The organism is Flavobacterium cheongpyeongense (genome assembly GCF_003202435.1).
In the GTDB taxonomy this organism is placed as follows: Bacteria; Bacteroidota; Bacteroidia; order Flavobacteriales; family Flavobacteriaceae; genus Flavobacterium; species Flavobacterium cheongpyeongense.
This window is the reverse complement of sequence record NZ_QJHK01000013.1, coordinates 1-25,284: the sequence shown is the minus strand read 5'-3', so window position 1 is coordinate 25,284 and position 25,284 is coordinate 1. Positions and strand designations below refer to the sequence as shown.

The 25,284-nt window shown below is 34.3% G+C and carries 19 protein-coding genes; 4 read left to right on the top strand and 15 right to left on the bottom strand.

Annotation, left to right across the window (positions count from 1 at the left end; translation table 11 throughout):
• Window positions 1–71 precede the first annotated feature (71 nt).
• Together DMB65_RS14425 and DMB65_RS14420 are read left to right on the top strand one after the other, a co-directional pair.
• Window positions 72–1,709 carry a S41 family peptidase gene (locus DMB65_RS14425; RefSeq protein WP_110307347.1) on the top strand — a complete coding sequence of 546 codons (1,638 nt, stop codon included), beginning with the start codon at window positions 72–74 and terminating at the stop codon, window positions 1,707–1,709.
• 2 nt (window positions 1,710–1,711) lie between these two features.
• A complete protein-coding gene (locus DMB65_RS14420) occupies window positions 1,712–2,515 on the top strand; it encodes an OmpA family protein (protein ID WP_110307346.1) in 804 nt (267 codons plus the stop codon).
• On the opposite strand, the gene DMB65_RS14415 is transcribed toward DMB65_RS14420, so the two are convergent.
• The 11 genes from DMB65_RS14415 to DMB65_RS14365 form a co-directional block, all read right to left on the bottom strand.
• The gene (locus DMB65_RS14415; RefSeq protein ID WP_110307345.1) at window positions 2,512–2,958 is read right to left on the bottom strand and encodes a GNAT family N-acetyltransferase; all 447 of its coding nucleotides are present in this window, start codon (window positions 2,956–2,958) and stop codon (window positions 2,512–2,514) included. The genes DMB65_RS14420 and DMB65_RS14415 overlap by 4 nt on opposite strands.
• A 144-nt stretch (window positions 2,959–3,102) precedes the next feature.
• Window positions 3,103–3,744, bottom strand: a complete 642-nt coding sequence (locus DMB65_RS14410; protein ID WP_110307344.1) for a DUF1579 domain-containing protein — start codon at window positions 3,742–3,744, stop codon at window positions 3,103–3,105.
• Between the two features lie 46 nt (window positions 3,745–3,790).
• Window positions 3,791–4,765 carry a DUF4837 family protein gene (locus DMB65_RS14405; RefSeq protein ID WP_110307343.1) on the bottom strand — a complete coding sequence of 325 codons (975 nt, stop codon included), beginning with the start codon at window positions 4,763–4,765 and terminating at the stop codon, window positions 3,791–3,793.
• 47 nt (window positions 4,766–4,812) lie between these two features.
• Window positions 4,813–6,609, bottom strand: a complete 1,797-nt coding sequence (locus tag DMB65_RS14400) for a LysM peptidoglycan-binding domain-containing protein (protein ID WP_110307342.1) — start codon at window positions 6,607–6,609, stop codon at window positions 4,813–4,815.
• A gap of 110 nt (window positions 6,610–6,719) precedes the next feature.
• Entirely contained in the window at window positions 6,720–7,907 is a 1,188-nt protein-coding gene (locus DMB65_RS14395; protein ID WP_110307341.1) for a phosphoglycerate kinase, read from the bottom strand.
• A 262-nt stretch (window positions 7,908–8,169) separates the two neighbouring features.
• Complete coding sequence (locus DMB65_RS14390; RefSeq protein ID WP_110307340.1) at window positions 8,170–8,673, bottom strand: hypothetical protein; 504 nt, start codon at window positions 8,671–8,673, stop codon at window positions 8,170–8,172.
• 20 nt (window positions 8,674–8,693) lie between these two features.
• The gene (locus tag DMB65_RS14385; RefSeq protein ID WP_110307339.1) at window positions 8,694–9,386 is read right to left on the bottom strand and encodes a pirin family protein; all 693 of its coding nucleotides are present in this window, start codon (window positions 9,384–9,386) and stop codon (window positions 8,694–8,696) included.
• Window positions 9,387–9,397: 11 nt separating this feature from the next.
• Window positions 9,398–10,153: a dioxygenase family protein gene (locus DMB65_RS14380; protein ID WP_110307338.1), complete on the bottom strand. Its 756-nt coding sequence runs from the start codon at window positions 10,151–10,153 to the stop codon at window positions 9,398–9,400.
• Between the two features lie 256 nt (window positions 10,154–10,409).
• Window positions 10,410–12,623: a TonB-dependent receptor gene (locus DMB65_RS14375; RefSeq protein ID WP_110307337.1), complete on the bottom strand. Its 2,214-nt coding sequence runs from the start codon at window positions 12,621–12,623 to the stop codon at window positions 10,410–10,412.
• A 30-nt stretch (window positions 12,624–12,653) separates the two neighbouring features.
• Window positions 12,654–14,000 (bottom strand): HupE/UreJ family protein, encoded by a 1,347-nt coding sequence (locus tag DMB65_RS14370; protein WP_110307336.1) that lies wholly within the window; start codon window positions 13,998–14,000, stop codon window positions 12,654–12,656.
• A gap of 19 nt (window positions 14,001–14,019) precedes the next feature.
• A complete protein-coding gene (locus DMB65_RS14365) occupies window positions 14,020–15,423 on the bottom strand; it encodes a DUF3500 domain-containing protein (RefSeq protein WP_110307335.1) in 1,404 nt (467 codons plus the stop codon).
• Window positions 15,424–15,728: 305 nt separating this feature from the next.
• Between DMB65_RS14365 and DMB65_RS14360 the strand changes: the two genes are divergently transcribed.
• Together DMB65_RS14360 and DMB65_RS14355 are read left to right on the top strand one after the other, a co-directional pair.
• A complete protein-coding gene (locus tag DMB65_RS14360) occupies window positions 15,729–16,778 on the top strand; it encodes a sensor histidine kinase (RefSeq protein WP_110307334.1) in 1,050 nt (349 codons plus the stop codon).
• Window positions 16,775–17,470 (top strand): LytR/AlgR family response regulator transcription factor, encoded by a 696-nt coding sequence (locus DMB65_RS14355; protein WP_110307333.1) that lies wholly within the window; start codon window positions 16,775–16,777, stop codon window positions 17,468–17,470. Before DMB65_RS14360 ends, DMB65_RS14355 begins: the two co-directional genes overlap by 4 nt.
• A 57-nt stretch (window positions 17,471–17,527) precedes the next feature.
• Here the strand turns inward: DMB65_RS14355 and DMB65_RS14350 are convergent, their stop codons facing one another.
• From DMB65_RS14350 to DMB65_RS14335, 4 genes are all read right to left on the bottom strand, one after another.
• The gene (locus DMB65_RS14350) at window positions 17,528–18,220 is read right to left on the bottom strand and encodes a LytR/AlgR family response regulator transcription factor (RefSeq protein ID WP_110307332.1); all 693 of its coding nucleotides are present in this window, start codon (window positions 18,218–18,220) and stop codon (window positions 17,528–17,530) included.
• Window positions 18,217–19,083, bottom strand: a complete 867-nt coding sequence (locus tag DMB65_RS14345; protein ID WP_165834951.1) for a sensor histidine kinase — start codon at window positions 19,081–19,083, stop codon at window positions 18,217–18,219. Before DMB65_RS14345 ends, DMB65_RS14350 begins: the two co-directional genes overlap by 4 nt.
• 367 nt (window positions 19,084–19,450) lie before the next feature.
• Window positions 19,451–20,410: a PorP/SprF family type IX secretion system membrane protein gene (locus DMB65_RS14340; RefSeq protein ID WP_165834949.1), complete on the bottom strand. Its 960-nt coding sequence runs from the start codon at window positions 20,408–20,410 to the stop codon at window positions 19,451–19,453.
• 44 nt (window positions 20,411–20,454) lie between these two features.
• Window positions 20,455–25,284: T9SS type B sorting domain-containing protein (locus DMB65_RS14335; protein ID WP_133249518.1), on the bottom strand; the 4,830-nt coding region annotated here is incomplete at its 5' end.

Sequence of the window (25,284 nt, the reverse complement as noted above, 5' to 3'; positions counted from 1 at the left end):
ACCTCAACGAATCGCCTTAATTGATGATTTATTATTATTTTAGTAGTTTATAATTTTAGACAATTCATAATATGCCTCCTTATTTCAAAAAGAAATTCATTATACCGGCCGTTGCAACAGGCTTTTTATTTATTGGAACCAGTTTCAAAGACGACTTTTTTGAAATTGCCAAGCAAATAGAAATTTTTACGACGTTATTTAAAGCTGTAAACACTAATTATGTCGATGAAACAAATCCGGGTGACCTGATGGATAAAGGTATTAAAAGTATGTTGGGGAGTTTAGATCCTTATACAGTATACTTTAATGAACAGGATGTTGTAAATTTTAAAATTAACAACACCGGCGAATATACCGGAATTGGTGCTATGATTGCCCGTAAAAAAGACCGATTAATTGTTCGTGAACCTTACAAAAATTATCCGGCAGACAAAGCGGGGTTAAAAGCCGGTGACGAAATTATTCAGATTGGGGATGTTTTGATTGCTGATTTTAAAGACGATGCCTCACAATTACTAAAAGGAACGAAAAATACCAAGATCAAAATAAAATACCTGCGTCAGGGAAAAATTTATACTACTGATTTGGTTTTGGATGAAGTTGATATCAAATCGGTACCATTTTATGGAAAAATCGATGACAAGACCGGGTATATTGTTTTGGCCCATTTTAGCAGAAAAGCAGCCTTTGAAGTAAAAGAAGCACTTGAAAAACTAAAAAGCGACGGAGCCTCACAAATTGTTCTTGATTTAAGAGGAAATCCGGGTGGTTTATTAAACGAAGCTATTGATATCTGTAATTTGTTTGTTCCAAAAAATGAAGTAATTGTAACGACGAAATCAAGAATTGAAAAACACAATAACACCTATAAAACCACTAAAGAGCCTGTAGATACACAGATTCCGCTTGCTATTTTAGTAAACGGGAAAAGTGCATCGGCATCTGAAATTGTTTCGGGAGCCCTGCAGGATTTAGACCGTGCCGTGATTTTAGGAAGCCGCAGTTTTGGAAAAGGTTTGGTACAACGCACCGTTGAACTAACATACGGAACACAGCTAAAAGTAACCATTTCACGTTATTACACACCTTCAGGACGTTGTATCCAGGCATTGGATTATGCGCATAAAGACAAAAACGGTGTGGCTCAAAAAACCGATTCTAAAAATTTCAATGCCTTTAAAACCCGAAAAGGCAGAACGGTTTATGATGGTGGTGGTGTATTGCCGGATATTGAACTGGATGAAACTAAAATGAGTCCGATTACAAATGCTTTACTGAAAAACGACGGAATTTTCGATTACGCAACAACCTATTATTATAAAAACCCGAATTTGGGAGATAAGATTCCAACGATTACAGATGCAGATTATAGCGCTTTCAAACAATATTTAAAAGCCAATAAATTTACATTTGATACAGAAACCGAACTGGCACTGAAAAACACATTGGCAGCTGCCAAAAAGGAAGAAATAGACGAAGCAATTGTTATTGAATATAAGCAGTTATTGAATGCGCTTGAGAAAAGTGAAACTACCTTATTAGACAAAAACCAAAAAGAAATCAAAAACCTGATTCTGGAAGAACTCATCAAAAGGTATCAATATCAGGAAGGATTGTATCAATATTACATTAAAAACAATTCAGAAATTAAAAAAGCGGTAACCGTCTTAAACAATCAGGCTGACTATAAAACGATTTTAAAGATGTAAAAATGAAACTTTGTAGCCCCTTATTTCTGTTGTTTATTTACAATTTATCGGCGCAGCAAAAACCCATCGAAACCATTTATTTTGATTTTGACAAATACACCCTTACTAATCAGCAAACTAAAGTTATTACCGACTTTGTAAAAAACATTGATACCACAAAAATAGAATCCATACAAATTTATGGCTATTGTGATGACCGTGGAAACGATGAATATAATTACCGCTTATCCTATAAACGAGTCATTACTATACAGGAAATATTACTTGTAAATGGTTTTAATAAAAGTAAAATAATCATTCTGGAAGGAAAAGGCCGTGTCATAATCAAACCTGATACAGTTCAAAACTTACACGAAACAAGATCTAAAAACCGAAGGGTCGATTTGATCGCCGTTAAAAAAAACAGTTTCGGAAAAGGAATTCACAATTCCCTGAAAAATGAATTAAAAGTAGGGGATAAGATTTTGCTTGAAAATATTTTGTTTGATCTTGGAAGTTCAAAATTAACAACTGCTTCCAAAAAAGAACTGGATAAAATCGCCGCCATTTTGAAATCCAAAAAAACGATTCATTTTGAAATCAGAGGTCATGTTTGCTGTACACCTGAATTGTATACAGACGGAATCGACAGGGAGAGCAGAGAAAGGAGACTATCCTGGAATCGTGCCAGAACAGTCTTTTTTTATTTGTCATCAAAAAGAATATCCAAAAGCAGAATGACCTATATGGGCTGTGGCAACAAATATCCACTTGGAAAGGGTGATAATTTAGATCGGCGTGTGGAGTTTAAAATTACTAGGATTTAATTAAGCATCATCTCAATATGCGGAATATCATCTTCCAGATACATTTCACTGGTTTGAACAAAACCATGACTTTCGTAGAATTTTTTCAAGTATAGTTGTGCACCAATTGTAATTTTTCCTTTTCCAAAATTTGATTTTATACCAGAAATAGCTTCACGCATTAAATCATGTCCCCATTTTCTGTCACGATAATCCGCATCAACCACAACTCTGCCAATTGAAGCATTATCAAAACTAATTCCTGCATCAAACAAACGCGCATAGGCAACAATTTTACCATCATATTCACCAATTAGGTGCATTGCTTTCTTGTCTTTAACGTCGAGATCTAAATAAACGCAATTTTGTTCTACTACAAAGATCTCGCTTCTTAATTTGAGTAAATCATATAATTCATGAACCGTTAATGCTTCAAACGGTTTGATTTTCCATTTTAATTCCATTGTGTATTATTTTATTATTTATTTTAATTTGAAGAACAAAATTAATTTTAAATAACTTAAACAGGAAGAATCCATATATCTGTTTTAAAAAAAATCCCGATTACATCTCGTAATCAGGATTTTTTTAATCATTATTAAGGCAGACTATTTCTTCTTCATAATGATTTCCATACTTTTATATTCTTTATTGTTTTTTGTATCGTACATTTCCATTTTACGGGTTGTTGCATCCACGATGGTATAGACTTCACGATAGGGTGTTTTATTTCCGTTTAACGGATTTACCATAGTGCCTTTAAGCTCCATGCTTTTAGTCTTATCATTATATTTACCGCTGGCAATCATCATGCCTGTGCCCATATTATCAATAAAAGTCGTTGTGTACTCTTTGCTGGCATTATTGTAAGCCAAGGTAGATTTTCCTTCAAATGGCTGTCCCATCATCGTTCCCTGATAATTTGCCTCCTGATAACGGCCTCCAAGAATCATCTTTATAGCTGCTGTAGAACTTGCCTTTTCTGGCTTTCCGCCTTCTTCTTCCCAAAAAGTCATATCGCAGTTCCAGGTTCCGGTTTCATCTGCCATCATTTTATGAGGCGAACCCGGCGTTGCATATGCAATCCAGGCTTTCATCTGTGCGGCAGAATCTAGAGGTTTTTCAGGGATTGAATCTTCTGTTTTTACATTCTCTACAGCTTTGGTGGTTTCTATTTCTGTTTTTATTTCTTTTTTACATGAATAAAAACAATAAATTAAGATCAATAACGGGAGTAATGCATTTTTCATAATTATCTGATTTAATGTTCATTATAAAAGTATAAAAAAATAAACATTATCTCTTATCTACTTTGACTGATTTTATAATCGCTTCTAATTCTAACATTAAATCCCGTTCCTGATTCGAGGGTGAATAACAAAAACCTTCAATGACAAGAATTCGGTTAAAAGCTTCATCAATTATCGCATAATTAATAAAAGGCCCTGTCATAAAATCGTTTTTTAATTCCCAGGTTCCTTTGGTTTCAAATGTTTTTTTTCCGTTTAATGTTGTAATGGAAAAGTATGGTGCATAATCTTCTCCTGTGATCATCTGTGTATCTGGTTCGCGACCTTTAATATAATGTCCTACAGAATCACGCATCCGAACTATATTTCCAACAACATTCTGATTTTTTATTAATCTGTTTAGTGGAATCTGATAAATGAGCAAACTTGTATTACCACTAATAATTTCCTTCTTTAGCCAGATAAAATTCTTTTTATGGAGCATGTATTCATAGCCTGTAGGGATTTGCAAATCGATATGAAATTTGTTTTTGATTACGGCCGGATTCAAAAGTGATTTACTGTTATCCTGTTGTATTTTTTTAATTTCTGTTTGACGGATTGCCTTAATGATTTCCGGAGAATTCATTTCGATACTGCAAATAATATCTTCAATTGATTTTCCGTAAATTCGAAATGTATTGTGTGGTAAGGTTTTAATATTTGTTTTAACCTCAAATTTATCTGTAGCCGATTTTTTTACTACAATAATGCTTCGGCTATCGGTAACAAAACCTTCCAGTAATTTTGCAGGATATTGATTGATGGTAAACAAAGGTTCTTCTTGTGTAAGACCCAAGACCGGTGAAGCAAATTTATTTCGAATGCTGTCACCTACTTCACCATACCATAGCTGGTCGTCAATAATGATAGAAATTGTATTTGTCTTGCCTGGTTTAGGCTGTGGCTGATTTTCGTTCTTTTGAAAACAGGAAACCAGTAAAACCGAAACTAACAGAAATAAAAAATGGGTTTTATTCATTTTTATCATTTTATGAAATAAAACCCAAATTTAGGTAAGATATTTTATTATCCGTTTATTTTAAGCTTCATTCCTGGTTTTATATCCTCATCTTTAATTCCGTTCCATTTTTTAATATCTGAAATAGTCACGCCAGGATATTTTTTGGAGATACTATATAATGAATCTCCTTTTTTAACATAATAATCTTGACCAACAGTTTTTGCTGTAGTTGCTTTTTTCTTAAAAGAATCAACTGAATTAGAAGCAACAACTGTAGTTTCAGCAACAGTATTTTCCTTTTTAGAAACAATTAAAACCTTCCCTAATGCCAGATTATTTGTTGTCAGGTTGTTCCATTCCTTTAATTCTGACAATGTGATGTCGAATTTTTTAGCAATACTGCCCAGGTTGTCCCCATTCTTTACGATATATTCAACCTCAATTTCATTTTTATCAGATATTTCAGCTGATGCAACTGCTGTCTCGGTTGGTTTTTTAATTATTTCAGAAGGTTTGGAAACAAAATCCTTAGGCTTTATTTTTAAAGCTCTCCCTAATACTAGTGAATTGCTCTTAAGGTTGTTCCATACTTTAATATCTGTAACAGAAACATCATACTTTTGGGCAATTGAACTTAAATTGTCTCCTTTTTGCACTATATAGGATTCTAGATCTACCGGTTCAGGAACTTTTACGGGTTTTGTCTTTGTCTTTGGAGTTACTTTTTGTGCAAGACGGGAAGGCATTTTATAAATATTGGAATCATATCTTGCATAAGCATAGATTTTTTCTTCATTATTTACAAAAGTTGCTATTTTATCTTTTGGCAACCTTAAAAAGTGTTGTTCATCTTTATAAAAAGGAACTATTTTAAGTTTATAAGAAGGATTTAAAAGTTCAATCTCTGATTGAGGCATGTCTAACAAATCGGCAATTTGTTTAAACGACATTTTTTCTTTGATTCGAATTGTATCCGTTTCGAAGTTTTTGATTAGTGCTCTTTGAGGGTGTATTCCGTGTTCTTTATGGTACTCAAAAAGATACATTGTTGCTAAAAAGGCAGGTACATAACCCTGAGTTTCTTTTGGAAGATAATTTCGGATGTCCCAGTATTTTGTTTTTCCACCGGAACGGCGTATTGCTTTGGTAACATTTCCAGGACCCGAATTATATGATGCTAAAACCAGCTCCCAATCCCCAAAAATAGCAAACATTCTGGTCATATATTCTGAAGCTGCTGCGGTTGCTTTGAGTGGATCACTGCGTTCATCAATATAGGAGTCAATTTTAAGGTCATATTGTTTACCAGTACCATACATGAACTGCCAGAGTCCTGTGGCACCCATTCTAGAAACTGCTTTAGGATTTAAAGCAGATTCTACAACGGCTAAATATTTAATTTCTAAAGGAACATTTTGTTTCGCAAATGCATCTTCGAAAATAGGGAAATAGTATTCTGACAAAGACATTAATCGTGAAAAAGATTTTTTTCGATTTTTAAGAAATGACTTTATTATATTTTCTAAACCCTGATTATATTCTATTTCAAAAGGTGATTTTTCATTCATTGCCTGAAGGCGCTGTTTAAGCAGTTCTGTTGGCAATTCCTGATCAACCGTAACATCTTTATTGATTGTCTGAATATCCTTGGTCAGATCATCGTAAATATCGAGACTTGTCAATTCATTCATCCAAAGGCTATCAACGCATATAGCCAAATCATTTTTGACAAATGAATTTTTTACTGAATCTAAGTACGAAATCTTTACTTCGGGTTTAACTTCTGAATTAGCTGTATTTTGTGCAAAAACAGTTATCGAAAAGAAGACCGAAACGGCTAAGGAAATTTTTCTTATAATCATATAACATTTTTTTAAAATTCTATAATCCAAAGAATTACAGAAGTGGTATTTTTACAAACTTAAGCAGAATAAGCTTAAAAACTGTAAAAAAAAATGTTAATTGTTATATTTTAGTCTAAAATAGCTGCAATTCCAGGTAAAATCCTTCCTTCTAACATCTCGAGCATGGCTCCGCCACCAGTAGACACATAACTCATTTTGTCTTCGAAACCGAATTGTTTTACAGCTGCTACAGAATCTCCACCTCCAACAAGTGAGAAAGCACCATTTGCAGTAGACTCAGCAATATAATCGCCCAAAGCAATCGTTCCCTTAGAAAAAGTTTCCATTTCAAAAACTCCCAAAGGTCCGTTCCATAAGATTGTTTTGGACTCTAAAATTACTTTTTTGAAGTTTTCCAAAGATTTAGGACCTGCATCCAGACCTTGCCATCCATCAGGAATTGCTGTTACATCAACAACTTGCGTATTTGCTGTATTTGAAAAATCATCCGCAGCAATTACATCAACCGGAATGTGAATCTGAACGCCTTTTTCTTTAGCTAGTCTTAAAATCTCTAGTGCTAAATCCTGTTTGTCATCTTCACAAATAGATTCACCAATTTTACCACCTTGCGCTTTAATGAATGTAAAAGTCATTCCTCCACCAATAATCATGTGGTCAACTTTATCCAGGATATTTTCGATAACCGTAATTTTAGAAGAAACTTTTGAACCTCCTAAAACAGCAACAACGGGTTTTTCGCTATTTTTAAGTACTTTATTTAAGCTTTCGATTTCTTTTGCCAATAAAGTTCCGAAACATTTTTCAGTTGGGAAAAATTGTGCAATGATCGTTGTTGAAGCGTGTGCTCTGTGTGCGGTACCAAAAGCATCATTTACATAAATATCTCCTAGTGAAGCTAATTCTTTTGCAAAAGCAACATCTCCTGCTTCTTCTTCAACATGAAAACGTAAATTTTCAAGCAATAAAACTTCTCCTGGTTTCAAATTCTTAGCAGCTGTCTGAGCGGGTTCACCTACACAATTTTCTGCAAACTGAACCTGTACTCCTAAAATTTCAGAAGCTGTTTTCAAAATATGTTTCAATGAGTATTTTTCTTCAGCACCTTTTGGTCTTCCTAAGTGGGACATTAAAATCACACTTCCACCCTGAGCTAAAATAGCATCAATAGTTGGTTTTGCAGCTTCGATACGTGTTGCATCAGTTACATTAAAATTTTCATCCAAAGGCACATTAAAATCAACACGGATAATTGCTTTTTTATTTTTAAAATCGAAATCGTTTAGGGTTTTCATTTGATAATTTTTTTATGGTTTTTTTGAAAGAAAAACAAATATAGAACTTTTAAGGTTCTTATAAATTTGGATAAACCAAAAAACCGATAATTTAAAGAACGAAATCGTTATAATTTCACAAATAATTTCCTTTATTAAATATTAAACACAAATTTTGATAAGAAATAAGCTGATTTTGGGTATAAAAAAGCCTTTTTTATCAACCAACAGGATAAAAAAGGCAAAACAATAGCAGTTCTTTGTTTTTGGAAATAATATTGGTTTATTCTTTTTGAATATAACAAATTGAAAGATGTGACTGTACCGGAAACATCATGGTTTCGTATCCATTTGTATGTTCAGTATTCCTGGAAACCAAATAATTGCGTTCTATGATTCCGAAATAAGTTAATAATGGAGAATAAAATGTGATTCCGATTTTATGTTTTGAATGATCGGTAATGTCACTGTTTACAATATCGAGCTGATAATTTATAAAAGGAAAATACTGATTACCCAAAACATCAGAAACCCTGTGAAAATTCCCTTTTAATTGTTGAACATATCCATCAGCGGCAATTCCGACTAAAAAATGCAATTGAACTGCCTTTTCATTTTCAGCCAATAATTCCCTAAACGTGTTTTTAGGATTTTCTACAGAATTGAATTGCTGGCTCTGCATCTTATATTCCTTAAAAGTGTCTTCAAAAACATATTTATCCCAGATAATTGTAGAAGAACTATCAATAACCACACGATATGCCAGCCTTATTTTTGATATTTCCATAAGCTCAGATTTGAATCACATTATTTTAAGACAACTTCAAATACCAATAAAACAGCATTTTCAGACAGTGCTTCCCATTCTATGGTATCGACTTTACTCATGCTCAGACCATCTTTAGTTTCCAAAAGTCTGTTTTCTACTTCAAAAGCACCACTGATTATAAATATAAAAACACCATTTTCAGAATTTTTAAGAGTATAAAAACCTTCTTTTCTTCCATCATAAACACCTATAAAACCAATCCCTTTTTTAATTTCAAACAGAGGTATTAATTCATTTCTTGTATTAAAATCGATCTCCGTTAGCTGAATACCCTTTTGTAAATCATCTTGTTCTTTTTGAAATTCAATTTGAAGATAACTTACATTTTCATTTTCATACGGATTAAAAATTCTAACAGTGGATTCATCATCAATGGCTGTAGCACTAATTTGCTCTACCCTTAAAAATTCAGTATTACCAAGATTGTCATTGTATTCTATTCCACCAAATAAGGGCAAAATAATCACATTCGTATTCGCTTTTATTACTCTTGAAATACAATGTTGGGGACCCAGTATTTCTTCGTTTAAAATTTGTAAGGATCCAAATGGTTTTCTGGACAAATCCTGATAATGCTCAAAATTTAAAGTGGCAAAACAATTGTGGCTTTCTGATTTGAAAGTGCCTCTTTTTTCTGACTTATAAATCTGAGCTGGAATTTGCTTAATCATTTTTAGGTTTTTTAACTGGCAACATTTATTGTATGTTTTAACACAAAGCCTTCTGCGATACTACCTGTAACTGTCGCCAGCTCGTTTGCCACAGAATCTGAAAACACATTATCAGAAGCGTTATAAGTATAACCCGACAAACCTTTAGTGTATCCGTTTGCTGTTGATGCATTTACCAAAGCAACAGCACTGCCAGAACCTTCCGGAAATGCAATTTGCGTTACCAGCAATGATGTTCCACTTGAATTGTATATGTGAACATGAATATGTGTAGCTCTGCTAGTATACCAACCCGGAAAAATAGACGTAAAAGTCACCAAACCGTTGTCATCTGTAATTTGTCTTCCTCTTAGAAAATGAACTGCTGTATAATCTACAGTCTGCATTGATGTTCCTCCATATTCTGAATAATACCCATCTTTGTCGCAATGCCAGATATCAACAATAGCTCCTTTTAAAGCCGCACAACTGGCTTTTGTATTTTTAATGGTGATATTAATCGTAAAAGCGACACCTGTCCTGTCCATGACAATATTAGTCTTCACCAAAGAAGATGGCGATTTGGTAGGAAACGGTCCTGCCGTTTCTGAAGAAGTAACCGAACAATCCCCAGAAGTACCAGAACTGGAACCGGTATCTGTAGCTGTATCTGTATCGCTTGATGTTTCTGAAGAATCATCATCTTTACTACAGGCGTTTAAAATTGGAATAGCCAAAGAACCTATTCCTACTAAGCCTAAACCTCTTAAAAAATCTTTTCTCTTCATAATAATACCATTTACAGTTATAGTTGTAAAATTATTTAAACCGATAGTTAACTTAAAATTTATGAGGTAATAGCAAGTTTTTATGAGGTAAAACAGTTAAAATAGAATCAAATATTTTAAAATTTAAAACGTTTCCTATATATTTTGAAAATAAGACCAGGGTGTAGCCCATAATAAAAATCACCCGAATTCTCTTAAATTGCATTACCACTCCTAATATTCCGGGCTAAAAAAGATTCTATAGATTTCAGAAAAATTAGAATTTATAGTTTATTCCAACTTTCAGGAAAAAAGGGGTTCCCGGTGTAAAATGAATTTCTTCTACACTTGCCGTTTCATTCTTCAATCTTGATTCTGTGGCAAACTGGGTTTCATTCCACTCCGAATTGAATATATTTTCAATCGTAACACCAAAAATTATTTTTTTGAAGGTATAATTTATATTGAAATCTGAGATAAAATATCCTTTTGCAACTATCGAATTGTCTTCGTTGGCTGGTCTGTCTTTCATATATCTATAGCGCAAACCGCCTGAAAAGTTTTTCCAGTTTTGAAAACTTAATCCCCCAGTAGATGTAAAATCCGGGGCCAGCGGAATGTAATTTTGCCCTTTAGGATCATTAATGCTTCGTGCATAGGTGTAATTGGCATCCAGATTAAAAAAGAAATAATCACTTAATTGATAGCGAATACCCAAATCAAAACCTGACCTTCCCGTTTTACCGCTTGGTTCTACAACTCCTGCATCGCCTACATATACAAACTCTTGCTGTAAATACAAATACCATAAAGCGGAATTAACAATTAATCTTGAAAACGGTTTCCAAATCGTACCTAAATCTATTCCAACTGCTGTTGGCAAAATTTCTTTTCCATTATTTGCTACGACAACTCTGGCATCATTGGAATGAAAACCCGTTCCCGTTTTGATGTACAATTGCAAATCATTATTTTGTGAATAAACGAAATTTAGTTTTGGTGATACTTTTGCCTGACTTTCGGTTTGTGTTTTGTAATTAGCGGCCAGCTTATCCTGATACCCGAATTTAAAATAATCCAGTCGAACGGCAGGGTTAATCAGCCATTTGCCCAAACGAATCTCTGAATTTAAATACGTAAATATATTTGACTCATCAATATCCCCTAATTTGATTTGTTCTAAAGTCGTTCTTCTATTCAATGTATGTGACAATTCAGTATTGGTTGTGGCGTCATTTCTCATACCAAAGCCCAATTGAAATAACAGCTCAACCGATTCTTTATGAATGTTTCTATTCAGCTCTGCATTGATTCCGTAAAGATTTCTGTCTTCTTTTTGCTTAATCTGGTCACCATTTACAGGATCTTCCAGAAAAAAAGTAAAGTTTGAAAACAATTCGAATTTATAATTTGAATAAAAGGTATTGGCTTTCAAAAAAGTATTGTCATCAATTGGTTTAAACAGGGAAACATTAAAATTAGATCTGGAAGTTGACCCGCCTTCGGTATCATCTACGGAACCAAATCTGGAAATCGTTCCTGCAGCCACCAATCGCTGCGGAATTTGTCCGGAAGCATCCCACTTACTGGTGAAACTTGAAGCTGTAACTGAAAAACGGCTGTTGTCTTCTAAAACGAAAGAATATTTTCCAAATAAATTAATTCGGTTAAAATTTTGCGGGGAATCAAATGGCCCGTCAGTAAGAATATATTCGGTAGCAATGTAAGCACTTTCTTTTTTATTATTTCCCAAAAGATCAAACAAACCTACGGTTCTAAAGGTATTAAATTGCCCGGCTTCTACTCCAATACTGCTAAAATCCAGTTTTTCTTTTGTTCCAAAATCAACATATCCGGCCGTTGTAAAATCACCTTTGTTTGCATAATAGGTTCCTTTGCCAAAATCTATTTTCTCAACCGTTTCCGGGATAACAAAATGCAAATCGGCATAGCCTTGTCCGTGTGCATGCGAAACCATATTTACAGGCATTCCATCCACATTAATCGCAATATCTGTTCCGTGATCGATATCAAAACCGCGCAAAAACATTTGTTCTGCTTTACCTCCACCGGCATGCTGTCCAATAAATAATCCCGGTACTTTACGCAAAATTTCCTGCGAAGAATTAACCGAAGTGGTTTCCAGATCAATTTTTGAAATCACATTAATGGCAGCTATTTTAGAGGGAATAATCACTTCTTCCAGTTTAAAACTATCACTTTCCATCACAATACTAATTTCAGAATCGGTAATTGTATAAGTCCTTTTTTTGTACCCTAATGCAATTACATTCAGTACATCTCCAATATTGGATTTATCAATATTAAAAATCCCTGTTTCATTAGTATGCGAATGCGTATTTGATTTTGGATTAGTAATAGTCACGTTTTCTATTGGTTTTCCGTTTTCATCAATAACAATTCCTTTTTGAGTCTGAGTGAAAGCGTTTAAACTAAATAATAGCGTGACAATTAATGTATATTCTTTCATTATTCAAATTAATGGTTTTTAAGAACAATTTTAGGAAATAGTATATTGACTTGTGTGTTTTTTACGTTTGATCCAGTAATTCACTCCAAAAATAGTTAAAGAAAAAAATGCCAATATCAAAATTCCCCAAGGAGCATATTCATAATTACTTTGTATTAAAATTGATATCTTATTTGGTTTTTCAGAAACCCTTTCCAAAATCCAGGCAAGGGAAGTAATTCCGGCTAACAGCGCCCATACAATTCTAACCCATTTATATACCGGAGTCTGACTCAACAGAATTAACCATGGAATTATGAGAATAACTACAAATAACTGCATGATTTCTATTCCAATGTTGAAGCCCAAAATACTTAAAACCATAATACCTGTGTCCAAATTTAAAACAGAAAGTACAGTAGCAAAGGCCAAACCGTGAACGAGTCCAAAACCAGCTGCCACATAAACTTCTTTGTTTGGAAAAATAGGATAGATGGCATGTATAGCAGAAATTAAAATAGAAACCGCAATTAAGATCTCAACAGGTTTCACAGGCAGATTGATCCAGCCTGATGCGCCTATTAAAAGTGTAATGGAATGTCCAATTGTAAAAGCTGTAACAATTTTCAACAAACGCATGATGCTGTATTTAGTTCCGCCAAAATTTCCCCATCTTTTGCGATTTACAACAAGAGGAGCTGGTAGTAATAAGACAAGTAAAAACAATAAATGATCTGTTCCTTCCTTGATGTGCTCCATTCCCAATGCAAACATTCCTTTGAAACCCGTCCACCAATTACCGCCTTTTTCTAAATTTACTTCTAATGGATAGATGAGTGTTGATCTGGTGTCTACTCTTATAACACCAACTTTTACAGGTTCTTTGTTTGTTTTTCCTAATTCCCAATCACTACGGATAGAAACCAAAGCGCTATGAGTAACCAATTGATGCATAATTACATCATAGTCAAAAATGAATTTACGGGTACTTTCTCCTGTTGGGGGAATAAGAACAAGCTGTATTGTAATTTCCTGATATGGTCCGCTCTGGGTTTGTTCTGCTTTTCCAACAGTCATATTGGTAACTTCAACTAGCCAGGGTTTATCTTTGGTTGTCATTGGATGAATATGGGCCAATAAATATTCTTTGAGCTGTGACCCAAATTTTTCAATTAAATGGTTTGGATCTTTTGTGATTTCATGCCCAAAAGCAAGTTCTAATTCCCCAAGAGGTAATTGGAGTTCGACAGAAACCGTTTTAGGATTTACATCTAATAACACAATGGTACTTGGCGTTTGATGTGCAAATATTCCTTGCGGAAAGCAAAGTAAGAGCAGAAATAAAAACAACCACCATTTTTTGAAATGGCGGTTGTTTATAATTAATTTGTGAGTCATTGTTGATAACGATTTATGTTTACAATCCGATATAATCACTTGTATGATCTCTATAGACACTGTGATAATGAATTTGATTCGGAACTACTACACCCGTTTGACATATAAATTCTATCCAAACACGAGGACCATCAATACGAACATAATCGGTGTTTTTTGTAAAAAAAGAACTCTCGCTGCCCGAAACTCCGCTGGTATTACTTGCATAAGTTACATACGTATCAGCCAAAGCGTTGGTATAAAGTGTTGTAAATGCTGCCGCTGAAGTAGCATCTAAATCATTAATCCATGGAGCCATTGCTGCTAAAACTTTAGCTTGAGCGGCTGTACTTAATGCGCTCACTTTAATCCCAAGTTTTGTCGTCGGAAATGTATTGGTAGTAGAGCCCGGAACCATTGTGACATCAGAGAATGTAGATGAAATCTTTGCACTAGCCAATTCAGCTGTAGTAAAAGAGGCTAACATAGCTGCCATTGCGGCTTTTTCAGCTGCCATTGGTGAATATGTTGTTCCATTATACGTAAAAGTTGTAGGTTCAATTCCTTGATGTGATGGTGTAGTACTAACAACTGCCCCTGAATCATAAGTAATATTTTGAGCGTAGTGGTGACCTCCAAATTGCAATTGCCATTTACCTGTTGTACTTGGTGTACCTAAAAATGCAATTACATAATAACCTGAAGAATAGCCTCCTGAAGAAAGCGTGCCCAAATAATCATCAGCCGTATTAATTCCAATAAATTCATTATACCCTTCCTCTGTGCCTGTACCGCTTGCCGCAGCTATAACTGCTTTTGCCGCTGCAAGCTGAACTGCTGTTAGACTGCTAAAAGCTAATCCGTTGCGACAAGATAAACCGCAAGGTAAATTAGACCATCTCTTGGCATTGGAAAGATTTAATGTAAGCACTACTGATGCTTTCTGTGTTGTAGTTAATGTTGCCAAAAAAGCATTCGCCAAACAAACTACCTTTGCAACTCCTGTAGCTGATGAACAATCGGCAGTAGCGACAGAATTTACAGTCAAAGTAATGGTTACGGTTTGTCCTCCAAATGTAATTACAAAACTAGCAACTCCTGATGATGTTGGTGTTCCGGTAATGGTATAAGTAAGATTTCCTGCTCCGTTTGCCAATGTTCCTGCCACCAATGTAGCTGTTAAACCCGTAACTCCAGTTGATGAAACCGCTGTTCCTGCTGAATAGGCTACCCCATTACCACCAGTGTAAGGAAGTGTGGCAGTTCCGGTATAAGCAACATTAATGATAGCTGTTGAAGAAAAAACAGCAGAAGCACTTGTAAGTGCCGTAACAGAAGCTGAATTACTGGAAGAAGAATCATCATCGTCACTTTTGCTGCAGGCGAATGCAATTGTCAATAGACAAGCAATAGCTCCTAAAAAAAATAATTGTGGTTTTTTCATAGTTGTTTAAAGATTTATGGTTTTTAAAACTTAAAAACCTCAAAATTAAATGATTATTTCAGCGTAGTCATTTTTTGTGGTTAACAGCACTTTTGTAGTGGTAAACAAATGAAAATCATCTCTTTTTTGTCTTTGTAATTTAAAATATACCCTGAAAAATATGTTTTTGCATCACGGAATTATGATAAACTAATTCTGCCTTTTTTTGTTCATTTAAAATTTGGATAATAGCATACACAACCACATTCTTCGATTTCACCACATTTTTTTTGTTACTGTTTAATATTGCATAATTTTACATCATTATGCAAAAGAAACTAAAATCATATCTGTTTTTAATTATAGGAAGCCTGGTCTTTCTGTTTCTTCCATTATTGTTTTCACCTCATCCTCCTGAAGAAGAAAATTATTTGTTTACAAAAGCAACTCAACGAGATTTTTTAGCCAATTTATTGATGCTTCTTTTCTTTTTTCTGAATTTTTATGTTTTAATAGAAACACTTTATATAAAGAAGAAGTATGTTTTATATGGTTTTATTATTATCATTTGCTTATTGATAGTTTGCATTGTTCCTTCTGTTATTACCGGCCATAATCCTTTTACTCCACATGATGAGTTCCTTCCTGAAATCCATAAACCTGGCAGCGATTTTATGCCAAAACGTCCAAACGGATTCTTTTTTCTTGAGGAAATCAGGCACCATATTTTTCTGTTTACAGCTGTCATTTTTTCTTCAGCGTTTCTTCGGGAAAAAGTTCGTAACAAAATCATAGAGAACGAAAAACTACAAGCGGAGCTTTCACACCTTAAAACACAAATTCATCCGCATTTTTTATTCAATACTTTAAATAGTATTTATGCATTATCTATTAAAAAAGATGATAAAGCTGCTGATACAATTGTAAAATTATCAGAATTCATGCGGTATTTACTTAAAGATTCGAATCAGAATGAAGTGTTTTTAGAAAAAGAAATCACCTATATTGATAATTATATTGATTTACAGAGATCACGATTGCGAAATTCAATCGATTTGGAATATAAAACTGATGGGGATTTTTCGAAATACAAAATTGCTCCGTTATTATTATTCCCGTTTATAGAAAATGCTTTTAAATATGGTGTAAACCCGGATGAAAATTCTGTTATAAAAATAACAATCGAAGTGTTTGAAGATCATTTAAACATGACGGTTTTTAATCATAAAGTAAGCATTATAAATATAGAGTCTTCAAAAATTGGTTTGCAAAATACATATGATAGATTGCAGCTTTATTATCCAAAAAAACATACTTTAAAAATTGAGGAAGATGAACATGTTTACACGGTAAACCTAAGAATAGAACTAACATGATAACAGCAATTGCATTAGACGATGAATTACCGGCACTGGAAGTTTTAGAAGCTTTTTGCAATCAAAGCAAAGAAGTGAATTTAGTAAAATTCTTTACAAAAACCCAAGATGCAAGGTTTTACCTGGAAGAGTACCCGGTAGATTTGCTTTTTTTGGACATCAATATGCCTTCTGTATCGGGAATTGATTTTTATAAGTCGATCTCTCAGGAAACAACAGTAATATTTACAACTGCTTATGCAGAATATGCTGCGGAAAGCTATGAATTGAATGCTGCAGATTATTTAATGAAACCTTTTAGTTATGATCGCTTTTTGAAAGCTATTGATAAAGTAAAAAAACTAAATCAAATTCAAAAAGCTGATAAACAAAATTATATTCTTTTCCGTGTTGATTATGGTTTGACCAAAGTGTTGCTTTCAGATATTTTATACATCGAAGGATTAGATAATTATTTAAAAGTACACATCAAAAATCAAAAGACTTTGGTTGTAAGAATGACAATGAAATCCTTGTCGGAAAAATTGTCTCCAACAGAATTCATAAGAGTACATCGTTCTTATATAATTTCAATACCAAATATGGAATCATATCGCAATAAAATCATTTATTTAAACGATAAGGAAATCCCTTTGGGAACAAGCTATGAAGCTGAATTTTTACAAATTCTGAATAATAATAAAACAAATTAAACGGTCTTAAAAAGCAAAAGTAGAGGCTTATGAACTTATAGCCTTGAATAGTGGAACTCAGCCTTTATCATTTAACAGCGCAAAAAAATCGGTTTCGTAACTCGCACTCACAGGAATTTCCTTATCGTTTAAATAAATAATTTTATTTCTTATTTTTTCTATTTTAGAAACAGGAACAATAAATGACCTGTGCACACGAACGAATTCAGGCGAAGGAAGTTTTTCCAGCAATACCTTTAAAGTCATTCTGGCCACGACCGTCTTTTGGTTCTGAATATGAATCTTGAGATAATCATCTAAACCTTCGATATACAAAATATCCGAAAAAAGGATTTTTATCAAACTGTAATCCGCCCGGATAAAAAGATAGTGTTGCTCTAAATTCTGATTTTGTGTTTTCCATTGTTGAAGTGCTTTTTCTGCAGCCTGCTGAAACCGTGAAAACGAAATGGGTTTTAAAAGATAATCTGTAGCACTTAAAGTAAAACCTTCTACAGCAAATTCAGAATAGGCTGTAGTAAAAATGACCATTGTTTTGTGCGGCAGTTTTTTATAAAAATCCAATCCTGAAATAGAAGGCATATTGATGTCTAAAAACAGCAAATCAACAGGATATTTTTTAAGATATTTAAAAGCTTCTTCAGACTTTGTAAACACTTTTTGCAAATCGATATACTCAATTTCCACACACAGATTTTGCAAAATTTCTAATGCCAGTGGTTCATCATCTAATGCTATTGCTTTTATCATCCTACTTCAATGGTTAAGTTTACAATATATTTATCATGACTGTCTTCAATTTTAAGTTGGTGTCTGTCTGGATATAATAACGCTAATCTTTCAATTGTATTTTGCAGTCCGATTCCGGTTTCAGATTCAACCGAAAATATTTTTTTATTGGATACCATCAGTGTTAAGTCTTTTTCATGAATATCAATAGCGATACAAATTTCTGAAGTCTTGTCAGGATTTACACCATGTTTAAAAGCATTCTCTATGAAAGAGATTAAAATAAGTGGTGTGATTGCCTTGCCAAAAGCGTTTCCATTTACTTTATAATCGATACTAACCGTATCTCCCAAACGTGTTTTTTGGAGTGAAACAAAATTAGTAATGTAATTGATTTCCTTGCTTAAATCGAGTACTTCATCATTTGCATTAGTGATAATATAGCGCATTAATTCAGATAATTGTATCACGGCATCGGGAGTTTTGTCATCTTTTTTTAAAGCCAGGGCATAAATACTATTTAATGTATTAAACAAAAAATGGGGATTAATCTGAGCCTTCAAAAAAGCCAGTTCAGATTTCATTTTTTCTTTTTCTACATTTTGCAATCGACTGGATATAGCAAACAATAAACTTGAAATTACCCCAAGTAAATAAACCAAAGCGGTATGTCCGTATTGAGTTGGAGGCCCTCCTTTTGTATCAAAAGACATTAGTCCTGATGGCAAATTATGAAAATGTGGAGGCGGTTTTATTCCTTTTTGAAAAGGATTCGGATGGTTTAAAAAGGGTTTTGGGTGGTTTCTAAAATCTAAAAAATTATGATCCGGTCGGTCTAAGAATCTCGAAATCCAAAGAAAAAATAAAAGAAAACAAGCAATCATTATAAAGTATAATAATTGCTTGTTTTGAAAATAATATTTTTGAATTAAATAATAATAGTTAAAATAAAAAAAACATAGCAAACTGAAATAAATGAAAAAATAAATACGATCATGTTCATTTGAGTACAAATTAGGCCACGCAAAAATCGTCTTTGTCGATGCAAATGCATAAGGTAAAAATAAAAAGACCAAACATAGACACAGATGCAGGGCATAAAACGAAAGCTTTGTTTTCATAAATCGAATTGATTTATTCAAATTTAACAATCTTCGGGGTTACAATCAAATTAATGAGGTGAAACCAGTCAATTATGCGATTCGTTTAAAAGTATTTGCTTAAAGTCTTTACTATTTCAAATGTATGTTATTAATCATGAACAGGACTATCGGTACAAGGACAGCTACTTAATGCCTGAAGGAAATCAAATCCCAGAGTTACTACGTGTGTTCCCGAGTTGTAGTATCCTAAATCGTTAAACATTATCTGATAAGAATATCCAAAATAGAATTTGGATTTCATAAAACCTGCCATTGGTCCAACAGATAAAGGCTTTGCAAACTGATCATTAAGCATACGATATGAAACTCCTACCCAGTAATATTCTTCATAACTATTGTAATGCCTGTATTTAAAATTAAAATCAGTAGCTGAACGTTTATCATTTGCAAAATACTGGAAAAAAACAGAAGGTTCATATTCGATACGGTTGTTATCTCTGTCACTAAACGTAAATCCAGAATATATTTGAAAATTAGACAGCAAATCTGGTTCGCCTACTCTCTCTACATCAATTTTTTTCTTTAAAACGTTATTGGCATTAAAACTGAAAAAAAAGTTTTTGTTACGATACAATGCACTTAAATCAAAGTTATTATTTGATGTAGCACGGTTACCGTTAATTCCTGGATCTCCAGTATATTTTTTACTATCAAGATCAATTTTGAAAGTGTTAATATTATAAGAGATACCAAAAGACAAATACTGCTTAGAATAATAATCTAAAATGATATGATGCGCAAATGACAACTTAGCACCTGTTTGTTTTGTATCTCCATTACTATCGTTGTAAAGAGAAATACCAACTCCTGATCTGTCTAAAAGCCTGAAATCAACATAGGCAGACTGATTTTCGGGTGCATCTTTAATCCCAACCCATTGTGTCAATCCGTTGACCCTGATTCTAACATTGTCACCAATACCTGCATATGCGGGTGAAAGCACAAAAGCGTTATCTGCCAAATATTGCGTAAACACCGGTAGGTTTAGCTCCTGGCTGTAACTTGATGTTACAGCCAGGAGTACTAAGGATACTATTAATTTTTTCATTGTAATAATTTTTTTAGATAACATCATAGGGGCACTTCTTTTTGTTATCTGTATAAAGTGAAATGTCCAACAAACTCCCTATCATCTTTCTTCTCATTTAGTTTAAGAACATACCAGTAATCACCTGTTGGTAATTCCTCACCATTGTATTTACCATCCCATTCCTGACCGTATCGGTATTTTGCAATCGCACGACCATATCTGTCGAAAATAGAGAATTCAAGGTTGTTGTAAATATTAGTACAACCAGGACCCCATCCGTCAAACTGGCCATCACCGTTTGGTGTAAAGATGTCCGGGATACAAACATCAACATAAGTCATAGGAACGATTAATTCAAATGTACATCCATTTTGATCTCTAACTATTACTTTATAATCTCCAGATTTGTAGATTTTGTATTTGTTAGCAGATGTAAAGTCCTCTCCGTTGAAACTATACTCATAAGCTGGTGATCCACCTGATGCTGTAACCGAAATTACATTCATCTCTGGTTGTCCGGCAGATAATGCCAAAGTCAATGGAGCAATAGCTTTAATATCGAAATTAGTGTCTACACTACATCCATTAGTGTGTCTTACTGTTACTGTGTGTGGTCCAGGAGTAAGATTTGTAAAGATGTTACTTTGCTGGATTGTTGTTCCCTCATCAAGACTATAATCAATTTGGCTATGGTCATCATAACCCGGATCAATTGTAACCATGTTTGCGTTTGCGTTATTCACACAGTCATACGTTACCACATTTGTTGGGTTAAGTTCAACAGCTTCATCCATCGGAACCGAAACTTCGTAATCACATCCATTGGCATCTATGATATAAACACTATGGTTACCACCAGAAAGATTTTCAAAAGAGTAATGAACTCCGGTAGTACTGTCATAAGTACCACCAATAAGAACGAAAGGTCCTTTTTTGTCATCCAAACTAACACTGTATGGAGCAGTTCCTCCTTTAATATCTATATCGAAACTACCATTTTTCTCTCCTTTACATTGTTCCGGCTGGATACTATTTGGAGTAATTTCAGCGTATATAGGTGTTGGTTCTGTGATCTCAAAATCTAAATATTCAGTACAACCTGCCGATGCATCCTGAACCAGTACAGTATAAGGTCCCGGTTCTAAATTTTCAAATATTCCATCATCAAAGAACTGGTTCATATAAGGAGATATTGCATAAATATAAGAACCTGTTCCTCCAGTTGTTGTAATAACAATTTTTCCGTTCTTACTACCGTAACAAGTCACATCTGTATGGGAAGGAGTATTAAATATTGGGGCATTAGGTTCAGTAATTTCAACTGGAATATCTGAATCTTTAGCACAATCTCCACTATCCACATGAACGGTATAAGTTCCTGCAGGGAGATTGCTAAAGTTTCCATCTGCTTTTGGTCCCTGAACGATTGTTGTTGTACCATCACTATTTACTCTTAATAAACTATAAACATAGTTTCCTAAAGCACCTTCAGCAGTGGCTACAATAACACCTGTTGACTCTCCTTTACAGTTGATAACAGCATTTTGAACATCAACTTTAATATCAAGTTCCGGAAGTTCTGGAACAGTAATAATCGCAACAATACCAACACATCCATTAGTATCTTTTACATAATACTTATGTTCACCCGGTGCAACATTAAATTTAGCTGGTACAGTAGCTGTAAATGACCCAAGTACCGTAGTGAAATTAGGATCTGTACTATAAGTATAAGAACCTGTTCCACCAGTTGCGCTCAACGTTAAACTGTCTTGCGTGAAACATGTTGCATAACCTGATTGTATTAATGAAGGTACAACAATGGTTGGTTCTGTGATTGTTATTTCAGCAGACGTATTTTTACAAGCATATCCATCGGTAACTGTAATGCTATAAGTTCCTGCTCCTAAACCTGAGAAGCTTGGTGAGTTTTGCGGTCCTGAAGAAATTACTTCAGTAGGCATTATTCTATTCAAAGTATAGGAATAATTTATACCATCACCTCCACTTACATTAGTTGCTGTGATTGTAGCACTAGTGTCTCCATAACATGGTACGATAGTCATATCAGGAGTAGCTGTTACCAAGATTTGTGTTGGAATTTCGAGCTTCACATCAACACTTACCGGACAACCTTTTGTATCTCTAACACTTACTGTATACGTTTCAGCAGTTAAGTTAGGGAATTCATAAGTTGCAGACCAGTCAGAAATAACTGTACCCACACTATTTACTAATTTATACTCATATCCGCCTGCCCATCCGCCAGTTGCTGTTACAGAAATACTTCCATCATTATTACCTGTGATACAAGTAATAGCAGTATGCTCTTCTGAAATACTCAATGCTGCATCAGGCTGTCCAATAGTGAACGTTGTAGACACCGTACAGAATGGACTATTTTTTAATGTCGCTGAAACAGTATAGTTTCCTGCTTTTAAACCAGTTAAAGGTGGCATTACTGCTGTTGCAGAAGTTCCTGAACTTGGTACAGGTCCTGATACTGTATAATCAAAAGCACCTGCTTCATCCGGATTACCAATATTATCAATTAAAGTAATTGTTACCGCACCCTCATTCGAACCCAAACAAACTACATCACTATCTTTTACAACTTTTAAATCGAAAGTATTCGGCTCGTTTACATAATGTGCTTTTTCGATACTACATCCTGTTGTCGGATTTAGTGCCGTAATGATATAATCACCAACCGCTAAACCTGTAAAATTACCTGTTGTATTAGAAGCGAATGTAATTGCTCCACTCACGTCTGTCAACGTATATTGAATACCTGCAATTGCTATTCCGGAAGCATCAACCGCCGTAGCAACAATACTTTCTGGATTAACACATGTAATAGCAGTTTTAACAACATTTATTTTATCCAGCTTAATATATGGATCAATTGTTATAGGTAATGCATAAGTACCCATACAACCGTTACTGTCATAAACATTTACAGTATAAGTTCCGCCTGATAAGTCAAATTCAGTATATGTATTTGAAGTACCTTTTTGAACCTGCGTACCATCTTTGATAAATTCATAAGTCACATAAGTTCCTGAACCTCCCACTACTCCTGTTGATGGATCAACTGTAATAGTAGCGAAATTAGATGTATTACCTGTGGTACAAACAAATTGAATTACATCTACAGTATTAATAACTACAACAGTTGGCTCAATAACTGTAACTAACTTAGTATCGAAACATTCTCTTTCAGATCTAACTGTTACTGTATAATTTCCTCCAGCTAATCCAGTAAATACAGGTGAATCTTGTGGAATACCTCCATTCAAACTATATGTGTATTTCGGATTATCATTGATACCTGGTGCCGGAGTATCGATTATTGCTGTAATAGTACCATCGTTACTTCCATTACAAGTTAAAGGTGTTGAACTTAATGTAAATCCTGTAATTTGAGTCGCTGGTATTAGCTCGATAGCAGCTTTCATTTCACAACCAGTGGTAATATCACGAACATGAATTGTATGTGAACCCGAAGCCACACCTGTAAATGGTGTAGTCGTACCGTAAGTACCACTATCTATTTTGTATTCATAATTTCCTGAACCTCCTGTTGTTGCTACAGCTACCACACCATCACCATCTGTACATGAAGGAGAAGAAGTAACTGTAGGTGTAAGGATTAATGGCTGCATAATAGTAACCGGAGTAACAATTGAAGGACAACCATTAGCATCTTTTACTGTTACATTATATGTACCCGGAGTATTTACCGTAATAACATTATTGGTATTATAACTAACACCATCAATACTATATAGTAATGCTGAACTAAATCCAGTTGCTGTTACAGTAATTTCGTAAGTTCCTGTCAAGCTTGGACATTGTGTCGCAACTGCGCTGGCAATAATTGGGTTCTTATCTAAATCAATTAGCTGAACATTATTTGCATCACAATTATTGCTGTCTAGTACATACACAATCCAGTTTACATCAGCACCATTATTGGTATCTACAACCAACTGATTACTTGTTACAAAACTTGTTGGAACCGGATCACTTGCTTTTGCTACAGCATACCTATAAGGCAATGTTCCTCCGTTTGCTGTTACAGTAATCGTTGCATTATCTTCATTACAATTAATATGTGTTGCAATTGAAGCTGAACTTAAGGCTGCTGTTGGCTCATTAATCGTGAAATTAATCGGAGCTGAACAACCGGAAACATTATCGGTAACAGAGAAAGTATAGTTACCTACAATTAGACCCGTGTAACTAATAACATCTCCATTTTGAGTGAATGAATTTACAGTTGTCGAACCAGTTGTTAAGCTAAATGTATAGTTACCCGCAGTGATATAATTAGAAACTGTGAAATCCACTGCTCCTGTGTTACCACCTTTGCAATACACATCATTAAGTATTTGATGTGAAACAGCTATTTTATCCGCTTCTTCAACTATAATCGGTTTAGTTATACTGCAACCATTACTACTGGTTACTTTGATAACATAAGTATTAGGAGATAAATTAGTAAAACTATTTGCTGCTCCTGGAACAGTTACTGCTGAAGCCGGTGAAATAATTTCATAAGTATATGGAGCTATTCCCCCTAATACCGAATTCACTGTTACTGTTGCAACAGTACCTGCTGTATTACAATAGATAGGAGTAGCTGATAAATCCATACCGGTCAACGGTAAATATTTATCTACTGTAATATTTCCTCCAACAATACAGCCTTTAGCATCCATTACTGAATAAACAATAACCTGGTCTGTTCCATTATCGGATACTGATAAGGTATTAGCTGATGTGTAGCTCGCTGAGCCATTGAAGCTATAAGTATATGGCGCTGTACCTGTACCCACAGTAGCCGTTACAGTTACAACTGCGGCCTGTGGTACATTGCCCGAATTACA

What these genes read in the sequence shown, in the direction of transcription:
- DMB65_RS14425 (WP_110307347.1), top strand. Translation starts at nt 72, where the DNA reads ATGCCTCCTTATTTCAAAAAGAAATTCATTATACCGGCCGTTGCAACA.
- DMB65_RS14420 (WP_110307346.1), top strand. Translation starts at nt 1,712, where the DNA reads ATGAAACTTTGTAGCCCCTTATTTCTGTTGTTTATTTACAATTTATCG.
- DMB65_RS14415 (WP_110307345.1), bottom strand. Translation starts at nt 2,958, where the DNA reads ATGGAATTAAAATGGAAAATCAAACCGTTTGAAGCATTAACGGTTCAT.
- DMB65_RS14410 (WP_110307344.1), bottom strand. Translation starts at nt 3,744, where the DNA reads ATGAAAAATGCATTACTCCCGTTATTGATCTTAATTTATTGTTTTTAT.
- DMB65_RS14405 (WP_110307343.1), bottom strand. Translation starts at nt 4,765, where the DNA reads ATGAATAAAACCCATTTTTTATTTCTGTTAGTTTCGGTTTTACTGGTT.
- DMB65_RS14400 (WP_110307342.1), bottom strand. Translation starts at nt 6,609, where the DNA reads ATGATTATAAGAAAAATTTCCTTAGCCGTTTCGGTCTTCTTTTCGATA.
- DMB65_RS14395 (WP_110307341.1), bottom strand. Translation starts at nt 7,907, where the DNA reads ATGAAAACCCTAAACGATTTCGATTTTAAAAATAAAAAAGCAATTATC.
- DMB65_RS14390 (WP_110307340.1), bottom strand. Translation starts at nt 8,673, where the DNA reads ATGGAAATATCAAAAATAAGGCTGGCATATCGTGTGGTTATTGATAGT.
- DMB65_RS14385 (WP_110307339.1), bottom strand. Translation starts at nt 9,386, where the DNA reads ATGATTAAGCAAATTCCAGCTCAGATTTATAAGTCAGAAAAAAGAGGC.
- DMB65_RS14380 (WP_110307338.1), bottom strand. Translation starts at nt 10,153, where the DNA reads ATGAAGAGAAAAGATTTTTTAAGAGGTTTAGGCTTAGTAGGAATAGGT.
- DMB65_RS14375 (WP_110307337.1), bottom strand. Translation starts at nt 12,623, where the DNA reads ATGAAAGAATATACATTAATTGTCACGCTATTATTTAGTTTAAACGCT.
- DMB65_RS14370 (WP_110307336.1), bottom strand. Translation starts at nt 14,000, where the DNA reads ATGACTCACAAATTAATTATAAACAACCGCCATTTCAAAAAATGGTGG.
- DMB65_RS14365 (WP_110307335.1), bottom strand. Translation starts at nt 15,423, where the DNA reads ATGAAAAAACCACAATTATTTTTTTTAGGAGCTATTGCTTGTCTATTG.
- DMB65_RS14360 (WP_110307334.1), top strand. Translation starts at nt 15,729, where the DNA reads ATGCAAAAGAAACTAAAATCATATCTGTTTTTAATTATAGGAAGCCTG.
- DMB65_RS14355 (WP_110307333.1), top strand. Translation starts at nt 16,775, where the DNA reads ATGATAACAGCAATTGCATTAGACGATGAATTACCGGCACTGGAAGTT.
- DMB65_RS14350 (WP_110307332.1), bottom strand. Translation starts at nt 18,220, where the DNA reads ATGATAAAAGCAATAGCATTAGATGATGAACCACTGGCATTAGAAATT.
- DMB65_RS14345 (WP_165834951.1), bottom strand. Translation starts at nt 19,083, where the DNA reads ATGATTGCTTGTTTTCTTTTATTTTTTCTTTGGATTTCGAGATTCTTA.
- DMB65_RS14340 (WP_165834949.1), bottom strand. Translation starts at nt 20,410, where the DNA reads ATGAAAAAATTAATAGTATCCTTAGTACTCCTGGCTGTAACATCAAGT.